We start from the raw sequence: 21,377 nt of genomic DNA on the forward strand, positions 1-21,377 counted from the left end.
GACGTGATCCCTGCCCGGTAACTTGAGCACCCGCACAGCCCGGGAACCGCAGGACGCTGAGGAGGCTGCCGTGGCGCTGAACCACGATCGACCGGTGGCCGCGCGGTGACGGACCCCGCCACCCTGCTCGCCCTGGCGCTGTTCGGCCTCGTCGGCGGCATCGGCATCACCGCCCTCGGACCCGGCGGCGTGCTGCCCACCATCGGCCTGTTCGCCCTCACCGGACTGCCCCCGGCCGCGGTCGCCGGGACCGCCATCGTCACCCACATCGCCACCGGCGCACTCGGCACCGCCGCCTACACCCGCTCCGGCCAGCTGCGCGAACCCGAGACCCGGCGCACCGCGCTGATCCTCGCCGGCACCGCCGTGCTCGGCACCCCGATCGGCGTGCAGCTCAACACCCTCGTGTCCGCACGCACCTTCGGGATCGTGCTCGCCGTGCTGGTCACCGCGGTGGCCGGGCTGGTGTGGTTCCGCGAACAGCGCACGCCCACCCAGGACCGGGCGCACCCGCCGGTGGTGGGAGTGGTGCTGCTCGGGCTGGCCGTGGCCGTCGCCTCGGGCATCGTCGGCATCGGCGGGCCGATGCTCACCGTCCCGCTGCTGATCGCGCTGCGCGTGCCGGTGCTCGAAGCGCTCGCCGCCGCCCAAGCCCAATCGATCGTCATCGCCGGCGTCGGCACCATCGGCTACCTCGCCCACGGCGCCATCGACTGGCCGCTGGCCGCGATCGTGGGTGTGCCGGAACTGATCGGCGTGCTGCTCGGCTGGAAGATCGCCCGCTCGCTGCCCACCCGCACCCTCAAGTACGCGCTGATCGTCACCCTGCTCGCGCTCGCGCCCTACCTCGCGCTGCACGGCTGATCACCGCAGCCAGCCCCGGTGCAGCGCCGGGGCCAACTCGTGCGCCGCCGAGTTGGCCAGGTCCTCGGCATCGTGCAGGTAGCCCTCGGTGGTCGACAGCGCCGCATGCCCCAGGTCGTGCTGCACCTGGCGAGGTTCGGCGCCGCGGGTGATGGCGTGCGTGGCGTAGGAGTGCCGCGCCGAATGCGGGTGGATCGTCTCCCGCAACGGGCCGAGGTGGGCCGCGACCAGCGAAGCCTGCTCACCGTCGAGCACCTCCCGCACTCGCCGGGACCGGGGCGGCGCCGCATCCGGAGCGGGGGCGAACGTCGCGCACAACCGCCGCAGCACCGCCTGCACGTGCGAGACGTGCACCCGCCGGCCCGTCGAGGTCACGAACATCGGCTCCGGCTCGCGCAAGCCCGGCTGCCCGCGCAACGCCGGAACCTGCGGCGCGGCCCGCACCCGCAGGTAGTCCGCCACCGCATCCGCCACCGGCGCCGCCAACGCCACCCGCCGGTCTTTCGCGCCCTTGCCGTGCACCCGCAGCGCGGCAGGACCACCCGCGGCCGGGCGGTGGTAGTCGTCCAGGTTCACCCCGACCAGCTCCTCCGCGCGCACCCCGGTACCGATCAGCACCTCCACCATCGCCCGGTCCCGCGGCCCGTTGCGGTGCCGGTCGGCCAGCAGGTGCGCGGCCAGCAGCAGCGCCCGGCACGCCTCGAACGACCACATCGCCGTCTGCGACGGGCTCGAACCGGACCGGTTGAGGTGCTGGGCGGAGCGGTCCACCAGCGCGGCCGGGTTGTGCTCGGCGAGGCCTTCCCGCAGCAGGTACTTCTGGTAGAACGCCGAGACCGCCGAGAGCATCCGCGCCCGGGTCGCGTCCCGGTACCCGGCCCGGGCGAGTTCCTCCAGCCACCGCTCCACGTGCTGCACCCGCACCTCCGCGAACGAGCCGAAGCCCTCGCGCACGCACCAGTGCAGCCATTCCAGCCCCGTCGGTTCGCCGCGCCGAGCCCGCCCGCGGCGACGTCCCGGCTCGGGGGCGGTGTAGCCGGGGACCCAGTCCAGCGGGATGCCGAGATCGGTGGCGTAGGCGAGGCGGGTGTTCAACGAGGCGTAGACGCGCAGGAACTCCGCGAACCGCTCCGGGCCCGGCGTGCCGGTCCGCTCCTGGCGGGTGGCGACCTCGGTCATGCGTCTCCTCTGCCTCGCGGGCCCCTCATCTTTCGGGGGCCGATTCCACCGCGGGTCGTGTCCGTTTTGCCGTAGTGCGCGGTCGTTCCGGTTTCGCGGCGCCGCAAGATCAGAGTATATCCATAATCCTGGTTATCCATATGAACCCACCGAGACTTCGTGGGCAGGGCAGTTAAAGTATCGAAACCCGAACCGAATGATAAGGTTTCAAAACCTAAACCAGCTGGAGGAAGAGTGCAGGTCAACGTGAGCGAAGAGGCGGAGATCCACGGCGCCCCCGAGCAGGCCGCCACCCGCACACCCCCGGCCCGCCGCGGCAGCCGGGACGAACGACGGGAGACCACGCTGCGGGCCCTGGCCGCCGGAGAGGACGCCGCCTGCGCCTACTGCGGCGAACCGCTGCCGCCGCTGCCCCCGCGCGGCGGACGCCCCACCCCCTACTGCGCCCCCGACCCCGACCGGTACGGGCAGTGGGGCGCCAAGACGATCAGCTGCGCCATGCTCGACGAGCACCGCGAGATCTGGACCCGCGTCTACGGCCCCGATCAGCCGATGACCCACCTCGACGTGCACGCCCTCGACGAACGGCTCGCCGGGCTCACCGGGGTGCTCGACCCGGTGCGCACCGAGGTCGCCGCGCTGCGGCAGCACGCCACCGAACAGCTCGCCACCGCGCTCACCGCCCGCGCCACCGCCGAAGCCGATCGGGACGACGCGCTGGAGAAGTCCCGCGCCGCCGAGCACGACCGGGACCGCGCCCGCGCCGAGGCCGCCGAAGCCCACGAGCAGGCGGCGACCGCCCGCGCCGCGCAGGAGACCGCCGAGGCCGAACGCGATCAGGCCGTGCAGGACCGCGACGCCGCCCACGCCGACCGGGACGCCGCGCGCCGCGACAGCGCTCAAGCCCACGCCGACCGGCAGGCCGCCCTCACCCAAGCCGCCGCCGCCCAGCAGCACATCACCGAGCTCAACGACGCCCGCGCCACCGAACGCGCCGCCGCGCTCGACGAGCAGGAACGCCTCCGTCACGAAGCCGACGAGGAACGGCAGCGGCTGCGCGACGAACTCGACCAGCACTGGCGGCAGCGGCTGCACGACCAGGAGGCCGCGTTGACCGAGCGGATCACCGCCACCCGCGAGGCCGCCGACGCCCGCGCCGCCGAACTCACCGACCGGCTCACCGAAGCGACCCGCTCCTACGCCGCCGGCCTCGCCCCGCTGCACGCGGAACTCGCCGCCGAACGCACCGCCCACGCCGAGCAGCAGGCGGCCGCGGCCACCGCCCGCCGCGAACACGAGGAATTCCGCACGGCCCTGCGCCAGGCCCTCACCACCGAACCCGGCGACGAGCTGCCCGCACGGGTGCGCGCCCTGCTCGGACCGGACGGCGAGGACCCGGTAGGCGAGAGCTCCGGGACGACCACCGGCTGAGCACGGCGGCGACCACCCGCGATCGGCCTCGGCGACCGGGTCCGCGCCGATATCGCGGAGGGGAGATCACCCGATCATTTCGTCACGGTGCTGGAAGTCGACGGTGTCCAAGGGTGCGGAAACGATCACTCTCGCGCCGGTCCGGACGCCCGACGGGTGGCGAAGGAGCCGCACCCACGACGTTGATCAGCGCGGACCGGTGCTGCCCGGACCGGCCGGGCCGGGCCTCGCGGACCGCGCCGGGCCGGTCGAGGGCACCCCCGATCGCCGCCGTCGAGACCCGCGAACAGCCCGGCCACCGACGCGGAACCAGGTGCGCACCCGGCTAGCCCGCCCGACGCGCGCCGTCCGGCCCGGGCACGTCCCTGCCGCGGTCAGCCGTCACCCGCGGCCGGGGTGTTCGGCACCGCCGCGTGCCGCCGCTTGAGCTGGTCGGCGAACTCCCGCCACAGCTCGGCGCAGTCCTCGGCCGCAGCGCTGATCACCTCCACCTGGTGGCCCGGCAGGTTGGCGATCAACCTGTCCCATCCCCCGGAACGCAGCGCTCCGGCGAAGTTGGTGTGCAGCAACCGGATCAGCGCTCTGCCCGATTCGGAGAAGCGCAGCGACGGGTCCTTGCCGAGGTCGTGCAGCACCCGCGGCCAGTCGCGAGCGCAGGGTTCCGCGGCCTGGGGTCGCCGCGCCACCGGGATCGGCTCGGGGCGTGCGGCCCGCACGAGCGCGTGTCCCTCGGCCGCGCAGCGCGCCGTACCGGCGGCCGCGGCGCCACCGGGGTCCGACAACCGGTCCCGCACCTTCTTCGCGGTGCTGACCGAGACGCCGCAGGCCGCGGCGACCTGCCGCAGCGACGCATGCGGGTTCTCGGCGAGGAACTGCGCGATGCGCCGCCAGTTCAGCGCGGCGTCGGCAGGCCTGCGACGACCGTCGTGACCGATCCGGACCTCGGCGGCGAACACGCCCCCGTGCGCGCGGCCGCGGATCGCGGCCACCGTGCGAGCCGAGATCCCGGCGATGTCGGCGATGACGCGATCCGACCAGTCGGGGTTCGTCGCCAGGATGCGCACCGCGGCGATCTTGCGCTCGGCGAACGACAGCGGCAGGCCGTGGGTGACGTTGGAGCGGACGGCGAGCACGAACGACTCGGCCGCGTCACCGTCGAAGAACCGCACGGTGATCTGCTGCTCCCCGTTGGCGATCGCGGCGCGCAACCGGTGCATGCCGTCGACCACCCGCATCGACCCGCGCTGCACGGTGATCGGCGGCAGCTCGGCGCCCAGCTCCGCGAGCAGGCGGACGTGCTCGGCGTTCTCGCCGTCGATCCGCGGCGAGTCGGACAGGTGCAGGTCCCGGATGGGGACGCGGTGCACCGCGGACGCCAACCGGTTCTCCGGGTCGTCGGGGAATGCGCGCCCGGCGGTCATGTGGCCGGCTCCGGAACGAGACGGCGGAACGGTCCGCGCGGTCGCGGGCTCACCGAAGGACAGGCACGATTCACGACCCACTCCAGACGGGCGGCCGACAATGGGAGATCCATCCGGAGATTAGCAGTCGCACAATTCCCGCTCACGCCTCCGGACGAGTGATCGATTCGAATCGAACCGCGAACGCCGGGCCGAGTTCCGCCCGGAGAGCGTCCTGGCATCGGCGACGCCGCAGCACAGCGCGGTGCCACCACCTGGACTCCTCGGTTCGAGGCAGGACTGCCGAGTTGTTTCGGCGTTCGACGCGAGGAACCCCCGGATCGCACCGAGCAATTTCTCGGACAGCCGTGACGAGGCGTGCGCGCGTCAAACTTTTCCACATTACCCACCCTCGCAATTTTTCGGCAAAACGTGGACGAACAGCGCTCCTTTCCGCACCATTCGGCCCGGCGCCGGAGAATCCCGGCGCGCGGTTCCCGAAAGGATGTGCCAGTGCGCTGTCTCGTTACCGGCGGGGCGGGCTTCATCGGATCCGCCGTGGTGGACCGGCTGCTCGCCGACGGCCACGACGTGATCGTCGTCGACGACCTGCGGCGCGGCCGGGCCCAGAACCTCGCCGAGGCGCTCGGCTCCGGCCGGTGCGCGCTGCTGCGCGTCGACGTCACGACGCCGCGAGTGCGCGAGGTCGTCGTCGAGACCCGCCCCGAGGTCGTGCTGCACCTGGCCGCGCAGGTCGACGTGCGAGCCAGCGTCGCGGACCCGCTCACCGATGCCCGGCTCAACGTGCTGGGCACCCTCAACGTGGCCGAGGCCGCCCGGATCGCGGCCTGCCGCAAGATCGTGTTCGCGTCCTCGGGAGGTTCCATCTACGGCGCCGCGGCGGTGCTGCCCGTCGCCGAGACCGCGCCGCTGCGGCCGCGTTCGCCGTACGCGGCGGCGAAGGTGGCCTGCGAGATCTACCTCGACACGTATCGGCGGCTGCACGGGCTGGAATGCACGCACCTCGCACCGGCCAACGTCTACGGGCCCCGGCAGGACGACTCCGGGGAATCCGGTGCGGTCGCCGTGTTCGCCCGCGCGCTGCTGCGCGGCGAGCCGACGACCGTGTTCGGCGACGGGTCCAACACCCGCGACTACGTCTTCGTCGGCGACGTCGCCGACGCGTTCGCGCTGGCCGTGGGTGACGCGGGAAACGGCGGCCGCTTCAACCTCGGTACCGGGGTGCAGACCTCCGACCGGCTGCTGCACACCCGCGTCGCGGCCGCGGCGGGGGCACCGGACCGGCCGCGGGCCGCCCCGGCTCGGGCCGGCGATCTGCGCCGATCGGCGCTGGCCTGCACGGCGGCCGCCCGCGAACTCGACTGGAAACCGCAGGTCGACCTCGCCGAGGGGATCCGCCGAACGGTCGAGCACCTGCGCACGCACTGACTCGCTCCGCTCAGACGCAAGGAGATGCCTTCCGTGCTCAGCGACACCGAACCGCCCCCGTCCGAGGTGGGAGCCCACCGGCCGGACCTGTCCTCCGGGACAGCGCCGTACCAGTACCGCCGCCGCGAGCTGGTCGAACGCGACTGGACGCGGTTCCGCCCGTGGCGCGAGGTGACGCGCGCGGAGTGGGAGTCGATCCGCTGGCAGCGCGCGCACTGCGTGAAGAGCGTGCGGCAGCTGCGCGAGCTGATGGGCGACCGGCTCGGCGAGGCGTTCTACGAGGACCTCGCCCGCGATCAGGCGCACCGGGCGACGATGTCGATGCTGCTGCCACCGCAGATGATCAACACGATCGCCGGGGGCAGCACCGACGACTGGTACGCCGACCCGGTGCGGCGCTACATGGTGCCGGTGTTCTCCGACCGCCGCACCGACTGGCCGTCGCACCCGCGGGCCGAGCGCGATTCGCTGCACGAGCTGGAGATGTGGGTCGTCGAGGGGCTGACGCACCGCTACCCCACCAAGGTGCTCGCCGAAGTGGTGCCGACCTGCCCGCAGTATTGCGGTCACTGCACCCGGATGGACCTCGTCGGCCTGTCCACACCTCAGGTGGAGAAGCTGCGGTTCACCGCCAAACCGGCCGACCGGCTCGCCGCGATGCTGGGCTACCTGCGCCGGACCCCCGGTGTGCGCGACGTCGTCGTCTCCGGCGGCGACGTCGCCAACCTGCCGTGGCCGAGGCTGGAGCGGTTCGTCGCCGCCCTGCTGGAGATCGACCACGTGCGCGACATCCGGCTGGCCAGCAAGTCGCTGGTCACGTTGCCGCAGCACTGGTTGCAGGACGAGGTGCGGGCGGGGGTGGCGAGGCTGGCGGCGACAGCCCGGCACCGCGGTGTCTCCCTCGCGATCCACACCCACGTCAACGCGGCCCAGCAGGTGACCCCGCTGGCGGCCCGCGCGTGCCGGGCGATGCTGGAGGCCGGTCTGCGCGACGTGCGCAACCAGGGCGTGTTGCTGCGCGGGGTCAACGACAGCAGCGAGGCGCTGCTGGACCTGTGCTTCGCGCTGCTCGACGGGGCGGGCGTCATGCCCTACTACTTCTACCAGTGCGACATGATCCCGTTCAGCGAGCACTGGCGGCTGGCGCTGTGGGAGGCCCAGCGGCTCCAGCACGACATCCTGGGCTACCTGCCCGGTTTCGCGACGCCGCGGGTGGTCTGCGACGTGCCCTTCGTCGGGAAGCGCTGGGTGCACCAGCACAGCCACTACGACCGGGAACGCGGCATCAGCCACTGGCGCAAGGGTTACCTGACCGATCCGGAGCGGCGCGGTGAACAGCCGCTGGGCCGCGGCCACGAGTTCTTCGACCCGATCCACACCTTGCCCGAATCCGGCAGGCAGTGGTGGCAGGAGCGGAGCGCCGGGCACGCCTGAGCGCAACGCATCGGGCGGCGCCGCCGCGACACCGAGATCATGCGTCTGAGGAGGAACGGTTGTCCAGCGGAGACGAGGAGCGCGGGGGTTCGACGCGCGACGGGCAGTTGCGGCGGCTGGCGGAGCTGGATTCGTTGCTGCGCGCCCCGGCGGCCCGTCCCGCGGCGCACGACGAAGCGTTGCTGTGCCTGCTGGAATGCGCGTGCCGGGCGGCGCGGGCGCTGGGGCGCGCCGAGCTGGACGGGCGCGACCGCGAGCTGCTGCACGAGGCGTTGCGCGCGGCCAGGGCGGCGGCCACCTGCGTGGCCTACGCCATGAGCTGCCCCGGACCCGGAGCGCGGCCGTGACCGGGACCGCGGCGCGGGTGGCCGACGCCGCCGCGCGGATCGGTGTCGCGCTGGTCCCGGGGACCGCGCGGGCCGACTGCAGCGGCTGGGACTTCTCGGTGGTGCACGTGGCCGGCGAGGACGGCACGGACTGGATCTTGCGGTATCCGCGGAGGCCCGAGGCGGCTGCCCTGGCACGGGTGGAGGCGCGAGTGCTGGCGCGGGTGCGCGATCACCTGGACGTCGCCGTTCCGCGCTGGGTGGTGCACGACCCCGACCTGATCGCCTACCGCCGGCTGCCCGGCGTGCCCGCGGGCACGGAGGATCCGGTGCTGCTGCGCTACCGGTGGCGCATCGATCCGGTCGCGGCGCGGCGGGAGTACCTGGCGCCGCTGTGCGGGTTGCTGGCCACCGTCCACGAGATCACCGACGTCGCCGGGCTCACCACCTGCGGGATCGATCGCGTCCGCGAGCGGCTCAGCGCCGACCTCGACCGGGCCGAGACCGCGTTGCCGGTCCGGGCCGAGGCCGTGCGCCGCTGGCGCCGGTGGCTGGGGCGGGACCGCGGATGGCCGCCGCACCCGGTGCTGGTGCACGGCGACGTGCATCCGGGGCACACGTTGGTGCGGAGCTCGGACGCGAAGCTGATCGGGATGCTGGACTGGGCCGATGCCGAGATCGGCGACCCGTCGGCGGACTTCGCGGACATGTGCTTCGCGGGCGGTGCGGCGGTGCTGGACGCGATGCTGGCGCACTACCGGGCGCGCGGCGGGTCGGTGTGGCCGGGGATGCGCGAGCACGTCCTGGCCCGGTGCTCGTTCCTCTGGGTCAAGGTCGGGCTGCGCGGCCTCGACACCGGCCGGGACGACCTGGTGGCGACCGCGTCGCGGCGGTTGCGGGCTCCCGCGTGAGCTCGGTCCGGTTCCGGCGTCCCCGAGGAGGAGCTGTGGGCAGTGCGGTCACCGTCGTGCACGTCGATGAGGCGGCGCCCGACTCCTGGTCGGCGGCGATCTACCTGTGCGGGCCGACGCCGGTCGACTCGGCGATCCCGTCGTGGCGGCCCGCGGCGGTGCGCGAACTGCGCGCCCGGTGGCGTGGCGCGGGCAGGCTGGTGGTGTTCGTGCCGGAGCCGGTGCGCGCCTACCCGGCCTACGCCGACCAGGTGGCGTGGGAGAACGCGATGATGCGGCGCAGCGACGTCGTGCTGTTCTTCGTCCCCAGGCGCATGCCCGCGTTGCCGGGGTTGGTGTCGAACATCAAGTGGGGTGCGTGGCACGACTCGGGGCGGGCGGTGCTCGGGGCGCCCGCGGACGCGGACCGGATGGAGTACCTGCGCCACCAGGCCGCCGAACTCGGTGTCCCGGTGGCCGGTGATGTGCCCGCCACGTGCGCGGCCGCGCTGGAGCTGCTGGGCGCGGGTGCGCGACGCCGTGGCGGGGAGCGCGCGGTGCCCTTGCCGGTGTGGCGGACCGGGGAGTTCCAGCGCTGGTACGGGGCGCGGCGGGCCGTCGGTGACGTGCTGGTGGACGCGCGGGTGGAGCGCTCCGGGCGCGGCGGCTGGTCGCTGTGGGCGACGGTGCGTTCGGCGAGCGGGGTCGAGGTTTCCGGGCGGGTCGCCGGGCACGGCGATCGGGTTCCGGTGCTGCTGCACGGCCGGGACGACCGGTTCGAGCGGATCCGGTTGGCGTTCGCGGCGTCCGGGCCGGTGTCGGGCCGGCCGGGTTCGTCCGGCCTGCCGGTCGTTCCCGCCGCCGTGGAGCCGTCCGGCGTCGCGGGGGTGCGGGCGCTGATCCGCACGTGGACGGGGCTCGACGTGGCCGCCGAGCGGGTGCGCATCGTGCCGGCCGGGCACGGCGACCCGGAGCATTCGCCGTCGCTGCTGCGACCTTGCGCCGTGGAGCTCACCGACGCGGAGCTGGACGGGATCTGCGACGGCGCCCTGCGGGTCCGCACCGTGCGGGAGGGCGCCGCGGACTTCGCGACGTGGGGCATCCTCGCCGCTGCCCTGCTGGGGCCGCGCGGTCCAGCCGCCCGCTGAAGGTCGTGTCCGGTCAGTCGTGGTCCGCGCGGTTCCACGCGGACCACAACCGCGCGTAGGTGCCGCCGGCCGCGACGACCTCGTCGTGGGTGCCGACCTCGACGATGCGTCCCGCGTCGAGCACCGCGATCCGGTCGGCCTCGGCCGCGGTGTCCAGCCGGTGCTCGATGGAGATCACCGTGCGACCGGCCAGCACCGCGGCGAGCGAGCGCTCCACCTGCCGGGACGCCGCCGCGTCCACGAGCGCGGTGGCCTCGTCGAGCACCACGGTCGCGGGGTCGGCGAGCACGAACCGCGCCAGCGCGAGCCGTTGGGCCACCGACGCGGGCACGGTGATCGTCCCGTCGCCGATCTCGGTGTCCAAGCCGTGCGGCAACGACCGCACCCAGTCCGCGAGGTCGACGAGGTCGAGGGCGTCGAGCAGTTCCGCGTCGCTCCAGTCCGCGCCCGGGTCGCCGTCGCGGTCGGCCAAGGTGAGGTTCTCCCGCGCGGTGCCGAGGAAGACGTGGTGTTCCTGGGTGATCAGCGCGATCTCGCGGCGCAGCGCCTCGGTGCTGAGGCTCGTGGTGGGCACGCCGCCGACCAGCACGGATCCGCCGTCCGGGGCGTGCACCCCGGCCACCAGCTTGGCCAAGGTGGACTTGCCCGCGCCGGAGGCGCCGACCAGCACGATCCGTTCGCCTTCCCGGACGTCGAGGTCGACGCCGCGCAGGACCTCGTGCCCGGGCCGGTAGCCGAACCGCACGTCGCGCAGCCGGATCGCGTGCCCGCGCGGAGGCGGCGAGTCCGGGATCTCGGGCGTGGGGATCCGGTCGGCGCCCAGCACCCGGCGCAGCGCGGCATTGCCGATCTGGAGCTCGTCGACCCAGGTGAGCAGTTCGTTGAGCGGTCCGCCGAGCAGCTGCACGTAGACGACCACCGCGGTCAGCTCGCCCAGGCCGACGAGTCCGTGCCGGTGGGCGAGCACGCCGAGCAGCAGCACGACCCCGGCCGGGACCGTGGTGGCCAGGTCCAGGCTGGGGAACCACACCTTCTGCAGGTCCGCGGTCCGGGCCCGGGTGCGCACGACCGCGGCCACCGCCCGGCCGTGGTGGTCGACGCGGCGCGGTCCGAGGCCGAAGGTCTCGGTGGTGGCGCAGCCGTGGACGGTTTCGTGGGTGCTGGCGAGCACGTCGGCTTCCTCGACGAGCAGCCGGGCGTAGGCGCGGCGCGCTCGCGGCCGGTACCACCAGGTCGACAGCACCGCGAACGGCAGTCCGGCCAGCAGCGCGAGCGACAGCAGCGGCGAGGTCAGCACGATCGCCGCGGCGAGGAACACCAGCGTCAGCGCGGAGATCACGATCTCCGGCAGCGCGTGGCGGATCCCCTCGTCGAGCCGGTCCACGTCGGAGGTCGCGCGGCTGAGCAGGTCCCCGGTCCCGGCGGATTCGACGGTCTGCGGGGGGAGTTCGACCACCGTGCGCACGAACTCCTCCCGCGTCTCGGCCAGCACCTTCTCGCCGAGGTAGGCCGCGCGCACCATCGCGGCGCGCTGCAGCAGCGCCTCCACCGAGAGCACGCCGAGCAGCGCCAGCGCGATGAGGTCCACGCGCGCCGTGGTGGTGCCCGCGGTGACCGAGTCGACCAGCAGGCCCAGCAGCCGGGGCCCCACCAGGGCGGCGAGGAGCGCCAGCGCGAACAGCAGCAGGACCGAGGTCACCGCCGCGGCGTTGGCCCGCAACACCCGGCGCACCCAGGTGCGGACCTGGGCGGTGTCGGCGATCGGCAGCGGCGTGCGCGTCGCGGTGCTCACAGCGGGTCTCCTCCGGTCGCGGTGGCAGGTTCGGCGTCGAGCCGGCAGGTCCGGTCGGCCGCCTTCGTCCACAGCGGGCTCTGGCTGAACACGACGGTGCTGCGGCCGCGGCGGTGTTCGGCGAGCCGCCGCACGATGAGGGCTTCGGTGTGCGCGTCCACGGCGGAGGTGGGGTCTTCCAGCACCAGCACTTCCGGGTCGGCGAGCACGGCGCGGGCCAGCACCAGCCGTTGCCGCTGGCCGTGCGAGAGCGACCTGCCGCCTTCGGCGACCGCCGCGGACGGGCCGCCGAGCGAGTCGAGGACGTCCGCGGCGGCCGCGACGTGCAGCGCGGTCGTGAGTTCGGCGCGGCCGGCCGTTCGCCGCACGCTGGTCAGCTCGTCGTCGAGCGCACCGCTGAACAGGGTGTCGGTGTGGGTGCACAGCACGACGCGGCGCCGCAGCTGTGCGAGGTCCAGCCGCTCGATCGGGAGGCCGCCGACGGTGACCTCTCCGGTTCCGGCGCTGCGCCGGGTGATCCGCGCGGCGGTGGGGCCGCTGACCGCGCTGGGCGCGTCGACGACCGTGAGCGCTCCCGGTTCGACGACGAGGCCGGTCGGCGAGTCCACGATGCGCAGTGCGGTCTTCGGCAACGGCACCGGGTCCGCGGGCGGCGGGGGTGCCGGTTCGAGCCGCAGGACGCGCCGCATCCGCCGGGCCGCCACCAGCGCCATGCTCACCGAGTCGGCGGTTTCGGTCGCCGTGCTCACCGGCAGCGTCAGGAACGCCGCCGCACCGTAGAAGGCGATCAGCTCGCCCGGACTGATCACGCCGCCGAGGACGAGACGCGCGCCGAGCCACGTGACCACGACGGTGACCAGGCCGGGCAGCAGCACTCCGGCCGCCTCCAGCCACGCCTCCGTCCGGCCCGCGGCCCCGCCCGCCGCGCGCACGCGCTGGCTGACCACGGCGAACCTGCGGGCGAAGCGGCGCTCGCCCCCGATGCCGCGCAGCACCCGCAGGCCCGCGACGATGTCGCCGGCTCGGGCGGTGGCGTCGCCGAGGTGTTCGCGCTGCTGCTCGTTGCGTTCCTGCAGCGGCCGCAGCAGCGGTCCGATGCCTGCGACCGCCAGCGGCACGCCGACCAGCGCGACCGCGCCGAGCAGCGGCGAGGTCAGCACCAGCACCACCGACACCACGGCGAAGGCGACCAGCGAGCCGATCGCGCGCCCCACGACCTCGAACGCGTCGCCGATGTTGTCGACGTCCCCGGCGGTGATCGCGACGACGTCGCCGGTGCGGGCCTGTTCGCGCAGCGACCCCCCGAGGCGCACCGAGTGCCGCAGCAGCACCCGGTGGCCGACCGACACGGCGTGCATCTCGGCAGCCGTCGCGGCCTGGATGAGCCCCGCTCCGGCAAGGGCCTGCACCGCGCCCAGGCCGAACACGGCGCACGCCCAGCCGTACACGGCACCGTCGGCGCCGTGGGCGATGCCCGCGTCGATGGCGCGGCCGATCACCAGCGGGACCAGCGCTAGGGGCACCATCCAGCAGACGCCGAGCGCGGCGGCGGCCACCAGCGGCCACGGCCGCAGCCGCACCAGCCACCACAGCAGCCGCCAGGCGCTGCGGGAGTCGGCTTCCGGGAGCACGTCCGGATGCCCGGGACGGACGAACCTGTCAGATCGCATGTTCCACCTGTCGTCGTGCTGCCGTCGCGCAGCGGCGCGGACGGCGGATCCTCGACCTGCTCCGCAGCGCGCGAGCGAGCTCCTGGCCGGTTCGGCTCCGGGGAAGACCGCCGTTCTCACCAGGGGCGCCGGTGACCCGGGTGGCCGCGTGCGCCGGCGCCGATCAGCGGCCTCGCCCGCGACGGGACCAGAACGGCGAAGCAGTGGGGACGCCGTGCCCCGGCTCGATCCGACGGGCCCGTCGCTCGTACCGGCGCGGCATCAGGGAGAACCGCGCAGATGCTCGTCGCGGGTGGCGTTCCGGTCGATCTTGCCACTGGCCGTGTAGCGGAGCTCGGGGACCGCCACCAACTCGTTCGGCACGAGGTGCGCCGGCACCGAATCGACGAGCCGCGCGCGAACGCGGCCGAGCACGGTGTCCGCGTCGGCCGCCGCGACGACGAACGCCACCAGCGATTCGTGCTCGCCGCGCCGCGCCGCGGCCACGGCGACCGCCACCACGCCGGGCACCGCGGCGATCTGCTCCTCCACGGTGTTCAGGTCGACCCGGAAACCGCGGATCTTCACCTGGTGCCCGATGCGGCCGTGGAAGACCAGTGCGCCGTCCGGGCGGGCGCGCACCAGGTCGTGCGTGCGGTACCACCTGCGGGGGCCGTCGCCGAAGTCCGCGCGCGGGAACCACTTCGCGGTCAGCCCCGGATCGCCGTGGTAGCCCAGCGCCACGTTCGGGCCGCTGAGGTACAGCTCGCCGACCTCGCCGGGGCCGACGGGTTCGCCGGTGTCCTCGGAGATCAGCCGTTGGCGCACGTGCGGCAGCGGCCGGCCGATCACGACGCCGCCACCGTCGACCACGTCCGGTCCGTCCAGGCGCACCGCGTGGGTGATCATGCCGGTCTCGGTGGCGCCGTAGGTGTTGAGCAACCGGACGTGCCCGGCGCCGAGCCGCCCCCAGCGTTCCAGCATGTCCGCCCGGCACGCCTCCCCGCCGATGATCACGGTGCGCACGCAGCCCGGCAGCGGTGCGCCCTCGTCCAGCAGCCGGTTCACCAGCAGCAGCCAATAGCTCGTGGTCAGGTTGAGCACGCTGATCTCGTGCTCGGCCAGCACCTCCGACATGCGCACGTCGCAGTCGTCGTCGATGACGAGCGTCCCGCCCCCGGTCAGGGTCGGCAGCACCTCCTCCAGGCTCGTGTCGCTGGCCGCGCTGTGGAAGTACAGCGCCGTCTCGCCGGGCCGGATGCCGAACAGCTCGCGCAGCCGCGGGACGGTCGCGGCCAGCGCGCTGTGCGGCAGCACCACGCCCTTGGGAGCTCCGGTCGAGCCGGAGGTGAACAGCACGTAGGCCGGGTCCCCTGCGACGACGGGTTCGGCGGCCTCGCGCACCGGCAGGTCCGCGTTCGTCCAGTTGATCTCGATCAGCTCCGGCACCGGCGGCCGGTACCCGGTGGCGGCGGTCGCGACCACTTCGACGCAGCCGGTCGCGGCCAGCACCGAACGCAGGTACGCCGAAGGCGCGTCCGGGTCGACCGGCAGGTAGCAGCGCCCGGCGGCGAGCACGCCGAGCATCGCGGCCACGTCGTGCGCGGACCGGTGCGCGACGACGCCGACCGGGGGTTGCTCGTGCTCGGCGCGAGGCGTGACGGCGTCGGCGACGGCACTGACCCAGCGGGCGAGCGTGCGGTAGCTGACGGCCACGCCGTCGCTGACGATCGCCGGGCAATCCGGGTCCGCGCGGGCGTGCGCGAACACGCCGTCCACGATGTTGGCCGGCGCGATGGTGGGGGGTGCGTCGAGGTCGGGCGTGCTCATCAGCGCTCGCTCCTGTGCGGTTCGGGGGACGTCTCGGGTCGGCACGCCCGGCGGCGGTGCTCGGCGGCCAGGCGCCGGATCGTCGCGGGCACGTGCAGGGCGCGGGAGTACCACCACTCGACGCGCAGTTCACCGTCGGAGATCATCGCCAGCACCTCGATCAGGTGCGGCCGGGACCAGTCGGCGGCGGTGATCCCGGTGGGCTGCTCGTCGGCGACGTCGATCAGCACCTCGCCGATCGGCAGCGCGTCCTCGTCGCCCTCGTAGTCGAAGGACACGTCGGAGCGGGCGGCCGAGCGCAACCGGCCGGAGGGACGCGGTCTGCCGTGGTGGCGCAGCGCGCCGTAGCCGACACCGCCGTGCGGCATGCCGTCGAGGTGGTCGCGGGTGCCGATGAGCCCGCCCGCCCGGGACAGGCGCACCGGCACGGACACCGTGAACCAGCCGGTGGTGCGGCCGAGGTCGACGGGGGCGAGATCCTCGTCGCGACCGTGGCGCAGCACGTCGAGCCGGAACCGGTCGGTGCCGCACCACGTCGCCAGCACCTCGCCGAGCGCGTGCAGCAGCACCGTCGCGGGCGGCACCCGCTCTCCGCCCACCGCGGTCGTCAGGAGGCGGCCGGTCTGCTCCCGGGTGAACCGTTCCACGTGGATCTCCGCGGTGGCGCCGGTGTTCGCCCGGTGCGGGTCGTCGTGCGGGAAGTCCAGCGGCACCGCGGCGGGGGTGTCGAGCACGCCGGTCCACCACGGCAGTTCCGCTTCCGCACCGGGTGTCCGGGCGTACTCGGCGACCGCCGCGGCCCACCGCAGCGCGGACGTGCCCTCACCGGGCAGCGCCGGTTCGGCGCCCGCCTCGGCGGCCGCGGCGAGGTGCTCCAGGTCGGCGAGGATGATCGGCCAGGACATCAGGTCGACGGTCAGCTGGTGTGCGGTCACCAGCAGCCACCCGGGTGCGTCGCCCGCGTCGAAGAAGACGCAGCGGAAGGTGCGGCCCGCGGCCAGGTCCAGCTCGCGCTGCTCCCGCTCCGCGCGCCGCAGCACCTGCTCGCCCGCCCGCCGTTCACCGAGGCCGGTGACGTCGACCTGGTGGAACACCGCATCCCGGTCGCCGTCCTCGGCGTCCCACGAAGTCTGCCTCGGCCGCTGCCCGGGCCGGTCCTCCACCCGCAGCCGCAGCGACTGGTGCCGGACCACGAGGCCGCGCACCGCGGTGCGCAAGGTCGCGCCGCGCACCGCGGGGCGGGTGCGGAACAGCAGCGACTGGTTCCAGTGGTCGCGCCCGCCGCGCTGCATGTCCCAGGCGTGCTCCTGGGAGGGCGCGAACACCACCGGGCCGAGCAGTTCACCGCCGGCGCCGCCGGCCGTGCCCTCCCGCGCGCGCACCGTCCGCACGAGCGCGTCCAGCGTCAGGTCCGGGTCGAGCAGTTCCCGCAGCGCGATCCGGGCCGCGAACTCGATCTCGGCGCTGCGGGCGAGGCGGATCAGGTCCAGCGAGTCGACGCCCTGCTGCCACAGCGCCGTCGCGGGATCGAACTCCGCGGTCACCAGCCGATGCCCGAGCAGTTCCACCAGCCGGTCCCGCACCCGCTGGTCGTCCCCGCCGGTCATGACCGCCCCCCGGTGTCCCGGCGCACCAGGAACGGTCCGAGCGCCACCGCGTCGAGCGGGCACCGGGCGAAGGTCGCCAGCGCGTCGTCCGGGGAGCACACGACGGGTTCTTCCTTGCCGTTGAACGAGGTGTTGAGCACGACCGGGACACCGGTGCGCTCGCCCACCGCACCGAGCAGCCGGTGGTAGAGCGGGTCGACGTCGGCGGAGACGGTCTGCGGCCGGGTGGTGCGGTCCTCGTGCACCACCGCGGGCATCAGCTCCCGGGAGCTCTCCGGCACCGGGGTGGTCACGATCATGTACGGCAGCGGGGTGGGAACGCCGAGCAGTTCCGGCGCGGCTTCCGCGGGCAGGCTCGGTGCGAACGGGCGCCACGCCTCCCGGTCCTTGACCCGCACGTTGACCCGGTCGCGCTGGGACAGCGGCGCGGGGCGGGTGAGGATGCTGCGGTGGCCCAGCGCGCGCGGACCGCCCTCCGCCGCGCCTTGCACCCAGCCCACCACGTCGCCGGCCGCGATCAGGTCGGCGGTGGCCTCGGCGATGTCGGCCGGTTCGGTGTAGGCGATGCCGGCCGCCTCCAGCCGTTCCCGGATCCGCCCCGCGCTCCACCGCGGGCCCCAGGCCACCGACCCGGTCATCGGCCGCACCCGTTCGCCTGCCTCGGCGGCGACGAACGCCGCGGCGCCGAGCGCGACGCCCTGGTCCCCGGCCAGCGGCTGCACGAACAGGTCGCGGACCTCCGGCATCCGCAGCAGCTTCCCGTTGAGGGTGGCGTTGAACGCGACACCGCCCGCCAGCAGCAACGTGCGCTGCCCGGTTTCGCGCAGCAGCGCGCGCACCAGGCCCATCGCGCACTGCTCCACGGCGGACTGCGCGGTGGCGGCGAGGTCCCGGTAGTCGAACGGATCCCGCTCGGTCACCCGCCGGAACCGGCCGATCGCCGGGTCGAAGCGGGTGCTGACCCGGTTCGGCGGCAACGGCTGCGTGCGCGCCAGGTGCTCCCGCCACAGCTCCAGCGCCGCGGACTCCTCGTCGGTGCTGCCGCGCGCGAGCAGGCCCTCCGGGACGGCGTCGAGGGTGTAGCCGTCGTCGGTGAACCCGAACGTGCCGAACGTGGCGTCGCCGGGCGTGCCGTAGGAGGCCAGCCCCATCATCTTCCCGGCCGCGTCGCCGCCCAGTCCGACGTGCTCGCACACCGCGGAGTAGAAGTAGCCCAGCGACCAGCCGGGCCGAACCGAGCGCAGCATCCGCACCCTGCCCCGCTCGCCCACGGCGAGGCTCGCGCTCTCGTTCTCGCCCTGGCCGTCGAGCACCAGGATCGCGCCGCGGTCGTGGCCGGAGAGGTGGTAGGCGCTGGCCGCGTGCGCGTGGTGGTGGCCGACGAACGTCAGCTGCGGGTCGCGGCCGCGCGGGAACAGCGCCGCGGGCAGCAAGTGCTCCAGCGCGTCGCGTTCGCACGAGAACCAGTCCAACCCGCGATCGCGGTAGAGCCGCGGCAGGTCCCAGCCGTGGGCGACGACGTCCACGTCGTCCAGCGCGAGTCCGGCGCGGTCCAGGCAGTGCGCGGTCGCGTTCAGCGGCGCCGCGCCGTAGGCGTGCTTGTGCCGGGTGAAGCGCTCCTCTTCGGCGAACGCCACCACTTCTCCGTCGATGAGCAGGCAGGCCGCCGCGTCATGACTGACACCGGGCCACCCGTTGACTCCGAGAACGCGCATGCTCGATCCTTTGCCCACTGTGCTGACAACGGCTGCGCACCGGATCGGTGCGCGACTGATCCGGGAGCGGAAACGGACATCAAAGTCACCCGCGGATTGCGGATTCCGCTGCGGGACAACACTGTTCTCCTCGCCGACCTGTACCGGCCGGACACGGCGGACCGGCTGCCGACCGCGGTGCGGCGCACCCCTTACGGCCGTTCGGGAGCGCCCGGGGGACGGTCCGTGGACGGGCTGCGCCTGGTGCGGGCCGGGTACAACCTGCTGGTGCAGAGCACGCGCGGCCGGGACGGTTCCGATGGCGCCTTCCGGCCGTTCGCCACCGAACGCGAGGACGGCGCCGACACGCTCGACTGGGTCGCCGCTCAGCCGTGGTGCGACGGCAGGACCGCGCTGTTCGGCCGCTCCTACGAGGGCATGGCGGCGCTGCTGGCGGCGCCGGATTCCGGGTGCGGAGCGGTCGCCGCGCAGGTCGCGCCCGGTTCCCGCGCCGGTGCCACGCGTTCCGGTGGTGCGTTCCAGCTCGGGTTCTGCCTGCACTGGGTGCTGTGCGATCTGGTGCTGCCCGAGCTCGCGGCCGGTTCGGCGGCGGCCGCCGAGGTCATCGCCGCGCTCGACGACATCGACCGGCTCTACGCCGATCCCGGTGCGGCGCTGGAGCTGCTGGACAGGTGCGCGCCGTACTACCGGGACTGGCTGGAGGAACCCGCGGTGGCGGAGGAACCCGCCGCGGGACCGCCGCTGCTGAGCATCGGCGGCTGGTACGACATCTTCCTCGCCGACGGCCTCGCGGCGCGCTCCCGGCGGCCCGAGCTGTCCACGTTGGTCGTCGGACCCTGGTCGCACTGCGTCACCGGCGGGATCTTCCCGCAGCGGCGCTACGGCCACGCCGCCGACGAGGACGTCGTCGACATCACCGCCCTGCACATCGCGCACTTCGACCGGGCGTTGAAGGGCCGGGACACCGCGCCCGGCGCGCCGGTCCGGTTGTTCGTCACCGGAGCCGACGAGTGGCGCGACTTCCCGTGCTGGCCGGTTCCCGGCACCACCGACCAGGCCGTGCACCTGGCCGGCCGGGGACGGGCCGCCGAAGGCGACGGGCGGTTGCTGCCCGAGCCGGCGGAGCCCGCATCGGACCAGCTGCGCCACGACCCGGCCGCACCGGTGCCCACGTGCGGCGGGGCCACGCTGATGACCGGGATGTTCGTCGGCGCCGACTGCGGCCCCCTCGACCAGCGCGACGTCGAACGACACCCCCACGTGCTGCGCTACACCGGTGACCGGCTGCACCGGCCGCTCACCGTCATCGGCGAGGTGCGGGTGGTGCTCGGTTTCGCCGCCACCACCCCCGATGCGGACTTGGCGGCGAAGCTCGTCGACGTGCACCCGGACGGCCGGGCCGAGCTGCTCTGCGACGGCGTGCTGCGCGCCCGCCACCGCGACCCGGGCGCCCCGGCCGGTCTGGAACCCGGCCGGATCACCGAGCTCGCGGTGCGGCTGGGCGCGGTGGCGCACCGGTTCGGCGCGGGACACCGCATCCGGCTCGACCTCGCCGCGAGCAACTTCCCCCGGTTCGACCTCGACCCCGCCCTGGCCGCGGGCGTGGTCGGCGCGGTGCACCACGGTGGCGCTCACGGGTCCTGCCTGGTGCTGCCGGTGTCCCCGGACTGATCGCCGGCCGCGGCGATCGGGGTGCCGTGGCGCGCGTGCGACTCCCGCAACCGCCGCTTCTGCTCGGGGCTCAGCTCGCAGCAGTGCTGCGGGATGGCGTGCACCATCCGGACCCGCCGCGCCGTCGCCGGGTACCGCGCCCGCACCCGGTAGGGGTCCCGCAGCAGGTGGTGGAGCGTTCCGGTGTGCAGCGCCGCCTTGAGCACCGCGTAGTACGCGGCGGCACCGATCCCCTTGCGCCGCGCGCAGTGCAGCAGCGTCCGCGACGCCTCGAAGCACCGCCACAGCACCGGCACGGCCGGGGTGGTGAACACGCCCAGCTCCTGGGCGATGCCCTCCCCGATGCCGTAGCGGAAGTAGCTGCGCACGTTCTGGAACCCGCGCTGCGCGTCGTGGAAGATCCGCGCCTCCGGCAGGGAGCGCACCGCGATCCCGGCCAGCTGCAACCGGAAGTCGAACTCGCGGTCCTCGCACCAGTGGATCAGCGGGTTGAAGTGGTAGCCGCCGATGCGCTCGACGATGCCGCGGTCGTAGACCAGCGGCGGGGACAACGCGCTGATGTAGTCGCCCTCGTCGTACTCGCGGACCCGGGCGGTGAGCCTGCTCAGCAGCTCGTCGGCTTCGCCGTAGACGACCTGCCCCTTGACCACCGGGTCGGTCAGCGCCGCGCGCACCATCGACCGGATCACGCCGGGCGCGAAGGTGCAGTCGGAGTCCATCAGCAGCAGGTAGCGGCCCGCGGCGGCCTCGGCCCCGGCGTTGTAGGCGGCGCCGAGGTTGCCCGCGTCGGCGATCTCGGTGATCGTCAGCGGTTCGGGCCGGGCCGCCAGCAGGGCGCGGATCTGGGCGGTGGCGCCGTTGAGCGCCAGCACCACCTCCACGTCCTCGTCGATGGAGTTCAGGCACTCGGCGATGCGCACGTCGTCGCGCAGCGCGATGATCACGCTGGTCGCGGCCAGCGCGCGCGACAGCTCCGGTTCGTCGTCGCCCAC

Annotated in this window: 16 protein-coding genes; 8 read left to right on the forward strand and 8 right to left on the reverse strand. The window is 74.2% G+C overall.

The window, feature by feature from the left end; translation table 11 throughout:
* Positions 1 to 105 precede the first annotated feature (105 nt).
* Positions 106 to 864 carry a sulfite exporter TauE/SafE family protein gene (locus H1226_RS13545; protein ID WP_258349294.1) on the forward strand — a complete coding sequence of 253 codons (759 nt, stop codon included), beginning with the start codon at positions 106 to 108 and terminating at the stop codon, positions 862 to 864.
* Here H1226_RS13545 and H1226_RS13550 read toward each other — a convergent pair whose 3' ends face one another.
* Positions 865 to 2,043, reverse strand: a complete 1,179-nt coding sequence (locus tag H1226_RS13550; RefSeq protein ID WP_258349295.1) for a tyrosine-type recombinase/integrase — start codon at positions 2,041 to 2,043, stop codon at positions 865 to 867. It abuts the gene before it with no gap.
* A gap of 234 nt (positions 2,044 to 2,277) precedes the next feature.
* Here H1226_RS13550 and H1226_RS13555 point away from each other — a divergent pair, with 234 nt between their 5' ends.
* On the forward strand, positions 2,278 to 3,474 hold the full coding sequence (locus H1226_RS13555) for a coiled-coil domain-containing protein (protein ID WP_258349296.1): 1,197 nt from the start codon (positions 2,278 to 2,280) through the stop codon (positions 3,472 to 3,474).
* A 374-nt stretch (positions 3,475 to 3,848) separates the two neighbouring features.
* Here H1226_RS13555 and H1226_RS13560 read toward each other — a convergent pair whose 3' ends face one another.
* On the reverse strand, positions 3,849 to 4,895 hold the full coding sequence (locus H1226_RS13560; protein WP_258349297.1) for a ParB/RepB/Spo0J family partition protein: 1,047 nt from the start codon (positions 4,893 to 4,895) through the stop codon (positions 3,849 to 3,851).
* 492 nt (positions 4,896 to 5,387) lie between these two features.
* Between H1226_RS13560 and H1226_RS13565 the strand changes: the two genes are divergently transcribed.
* Genes H1226_RS13565 through H1226_RS13585 form a run of 5 tightly spaced genes read left to right on the forward strand, consistent with a single transcriptional unit; the run spans position 5,388 to position 10,121 of the window.
* Positions 5,388 to 6,323: an NAD-dependent epimerase/dehydratase family protein gene (locus tag H1226_RS13565; protein ID WP_258349298.1), complete on the forward strand. Its 936-nt coding sequence runs from the start codon at positions 5,388 to 5,390 to the stop codon at positions 6,321 to 6,323.
* A gap of 33 nt (positions 6,324 to 6,356) precedes the next feature.
* Positions 6,357 to 7,757, forward strand: a complete 1,401-nt coding sequence (locus tag H1226_RS13570; RefSeq protein WP_373690054.1) for a KamA family radical SAM protein — start codon at positions 6,357 to 6,359, stop codon at positions 7,755 to 7,757.
* A 59-nt stretch (positions 7,758 to 7,816) separates the two neighbouring features.
* Positions 7,817 to 8,104, forward strand: coding sequence for a hypothetical protein (locus H1226_RS13575; protein WP_258349299.1), 288 nt, complete (start codon positions 7,817 to 7,819; stop codon positions 8,102 to 8,104).
* The gene (locus tag H1226_RS13580) at positions 8,101 to 8,994 is read left to right on the forward strand and encodes a macrolide 2'-phosphotransferase (RefSeq protein WP_258349300.1); all 894 of its coding nucleotides are present in this window, start codon (positions 8,101 to 8,103) and stop codon (positions 8,992 to 8,994) included. Before H1226_RS13575 ends, H1226_RS13580 begins: the two co-directional genes overlap by 4 nt.
* Before the next feature lie 35 nt (positions 8,995 to 9,029).
* Positions 9,030 to 10,121, forward strand: coding sequence for a nucleoside 2-deoxyribosyltransferase domain-containing protein (locus H1226_RS13585; protein WP_258349301.1), 1,092 nt, complete (start codon positions 9,030 to 9,032; stop codon positions 10,119 to 10,121).
* Between the two features lie 13 nt (positions 10,122 to 10,134).
* Here H1226_RS13585 and H1226_RS13590 read toward each other — a convergent pair whose 3' ends face one another.
* The 5 genes from H1226_RS13590 to H1226_RS13610 all read right to left on the reverse strand — a co-directional run bounded on the left by H1226_RS13590 (position 10,135) and on the right by H1226_RS13610 (position 18,714).
* On the reverse strand, positions 10,135 to 11,913 hold the full coding sequence (locus tag H1226_RS13590) for an ABC transporter ATP-binding protein (protein ID WP_258349302.1): 1,779 nt from the start codon (positions 11,911 to 11,913) through the stop codon (positions 10,135 to 10,137).
* Positions 11,910 to 13,583 carry an ABC transporter transmembrane domain-containing protein gene (locus tag H1226_RS13595; protein WP_258349303.1) on the reverse strand — a complete coding sequence of 558 codons (1,674 nt, stop codon included), beginning with the start codon at positions 13,581 to 13,583 and terminating at the stop codon, positions 11,910 to 11,912. Before H1226_RS13595 ends, H1226_RS13590 begins: the two co-directional genes overlap by 4 nt.
* Before the next feature lie 261 nt (positions 13,584 to 13,844).
* A complete protein-coding gene (locus tag H1226_RS13600; protein WP_258349304.1) occupies positions 13,845 to 15,392 on the reverse strand; it encodes an amino acid adenylation domain-containing protein in 1,548 nt (515 codons plus the stop codon).
* A complete protein-coding gene (locus H1226_RS13605; RefSeq protein ID WP_258349305.1) occupies positions 15,392 to 16,999 on the reverse strand; it encodes a condensation domain-containing protein in 1,608 nt (535 codons plus the stop codon). Before H1226_RS13605 ends, H1226_RS13600 begins: the two co-directional genes overlap by 1 nt.
* Positions 16,996 to 18,714, reverse strand: a complete 1,719-nt coding sequence (locus H1226_RS13610; protein WP_258349306.1) for a carbamoyltransferase family protein — start codon at positions 18,712 to 18,714, stop codon at positions 16,996 to 16,998. The genes H1226_RS13605 and H1226_RS13610 overlap by 4 nt, the downstream gene beginning before the upstream one ends.
* A 96-nt stretch (positions 18,715 to 18,810) precedes the next feature.
* On the opposite strand from H1226_RS13610, the gene H1226_RS13615 reads away from it, so the two are divergent.
* Positions 18,811 to 20,385 (forward strand): CocE/NonD family hydrolase, encoded by a 1,575-nt coding sequence (locus H1226_RS13615; protein WP_258349307.1) that lies wholly within the window; start codon positions 18,811 to 18,813, stop codon positions 20,383 to 20,385.
* Here the strand turns inward: H1226_RS13615 and H1226_RS13620 are convergent.
* Complete coding sequence (locus tag H1226_RS13620) at positions 20,346 to 21,377, reverse strand: glycosyltransferase (protein ID WP_258349308.1); 1,032 nt, start codon at positions 21,375 to 21,377, stop codon at positions 20,346 to 20,348. The genes H1226_RS13615 and H1226_RS13620 overlap by 40 nt on opposite strands.

The organism is Saccharopolyspora gregorii, from assembly GCF_024734405.1.
In the GTDB taxonomy this organism is placed as follows: domain Bacteria; phylum Actinomycetota; class Actinomycetes; order Mycobacteriales; family Pseudonocardiaceae; genus Saccharopolyspora_C; species Saccharopolyspora_C gregorii.

Excerpts from the sequence above, each read along its gene's own strand:
- H1226_RS13550 (WP_258349295.1), bottom strand. The coding sequence starts at position 2,043 with ATGACCGAGGTCGCCACCCGCCAGGAGCGGACCGGCACGCCGGGCCCG.
- H1226_RS13560 (WP_258349297.1), bottom strand. The coding sequence starts at position 4,895 with ATGACCGCCGGGCGCGCATTCCCCGACGACCCGGAGAACCGGTTGGCG.
- H1226_RS13595 (WP_258349303.1), bottom strand. The coding sequence starts at position 13,583 with ATGCGATCTGACAGGTTCGTCCGTCCCGGGCATCCGGACGTGCTCCCG.
- H1226_RS13600 (WP_258349304.1), bottom strand. The coding sequence starts at position 15,392 with ATGAGCACGCCCGACCTCGACGCACCCCCCACCATCGCGCCGGCCAAC.
- H1226_RS13605 (WP_258349305.1), bottom strand. The coding sequence starts at position 16,999 with ATGACCGGCGGGGACGACCAGCGGGTGCGGGACCGGCTGGTGGAACTG.
- H1226_RS13610 (WP_258349306.1), bottom strand. The coding sequence starts at position 18,714 with ATGCGCGTTCTCGGAGTCAACGGGTGGCCCGGTGTCAGTCATGACGCG.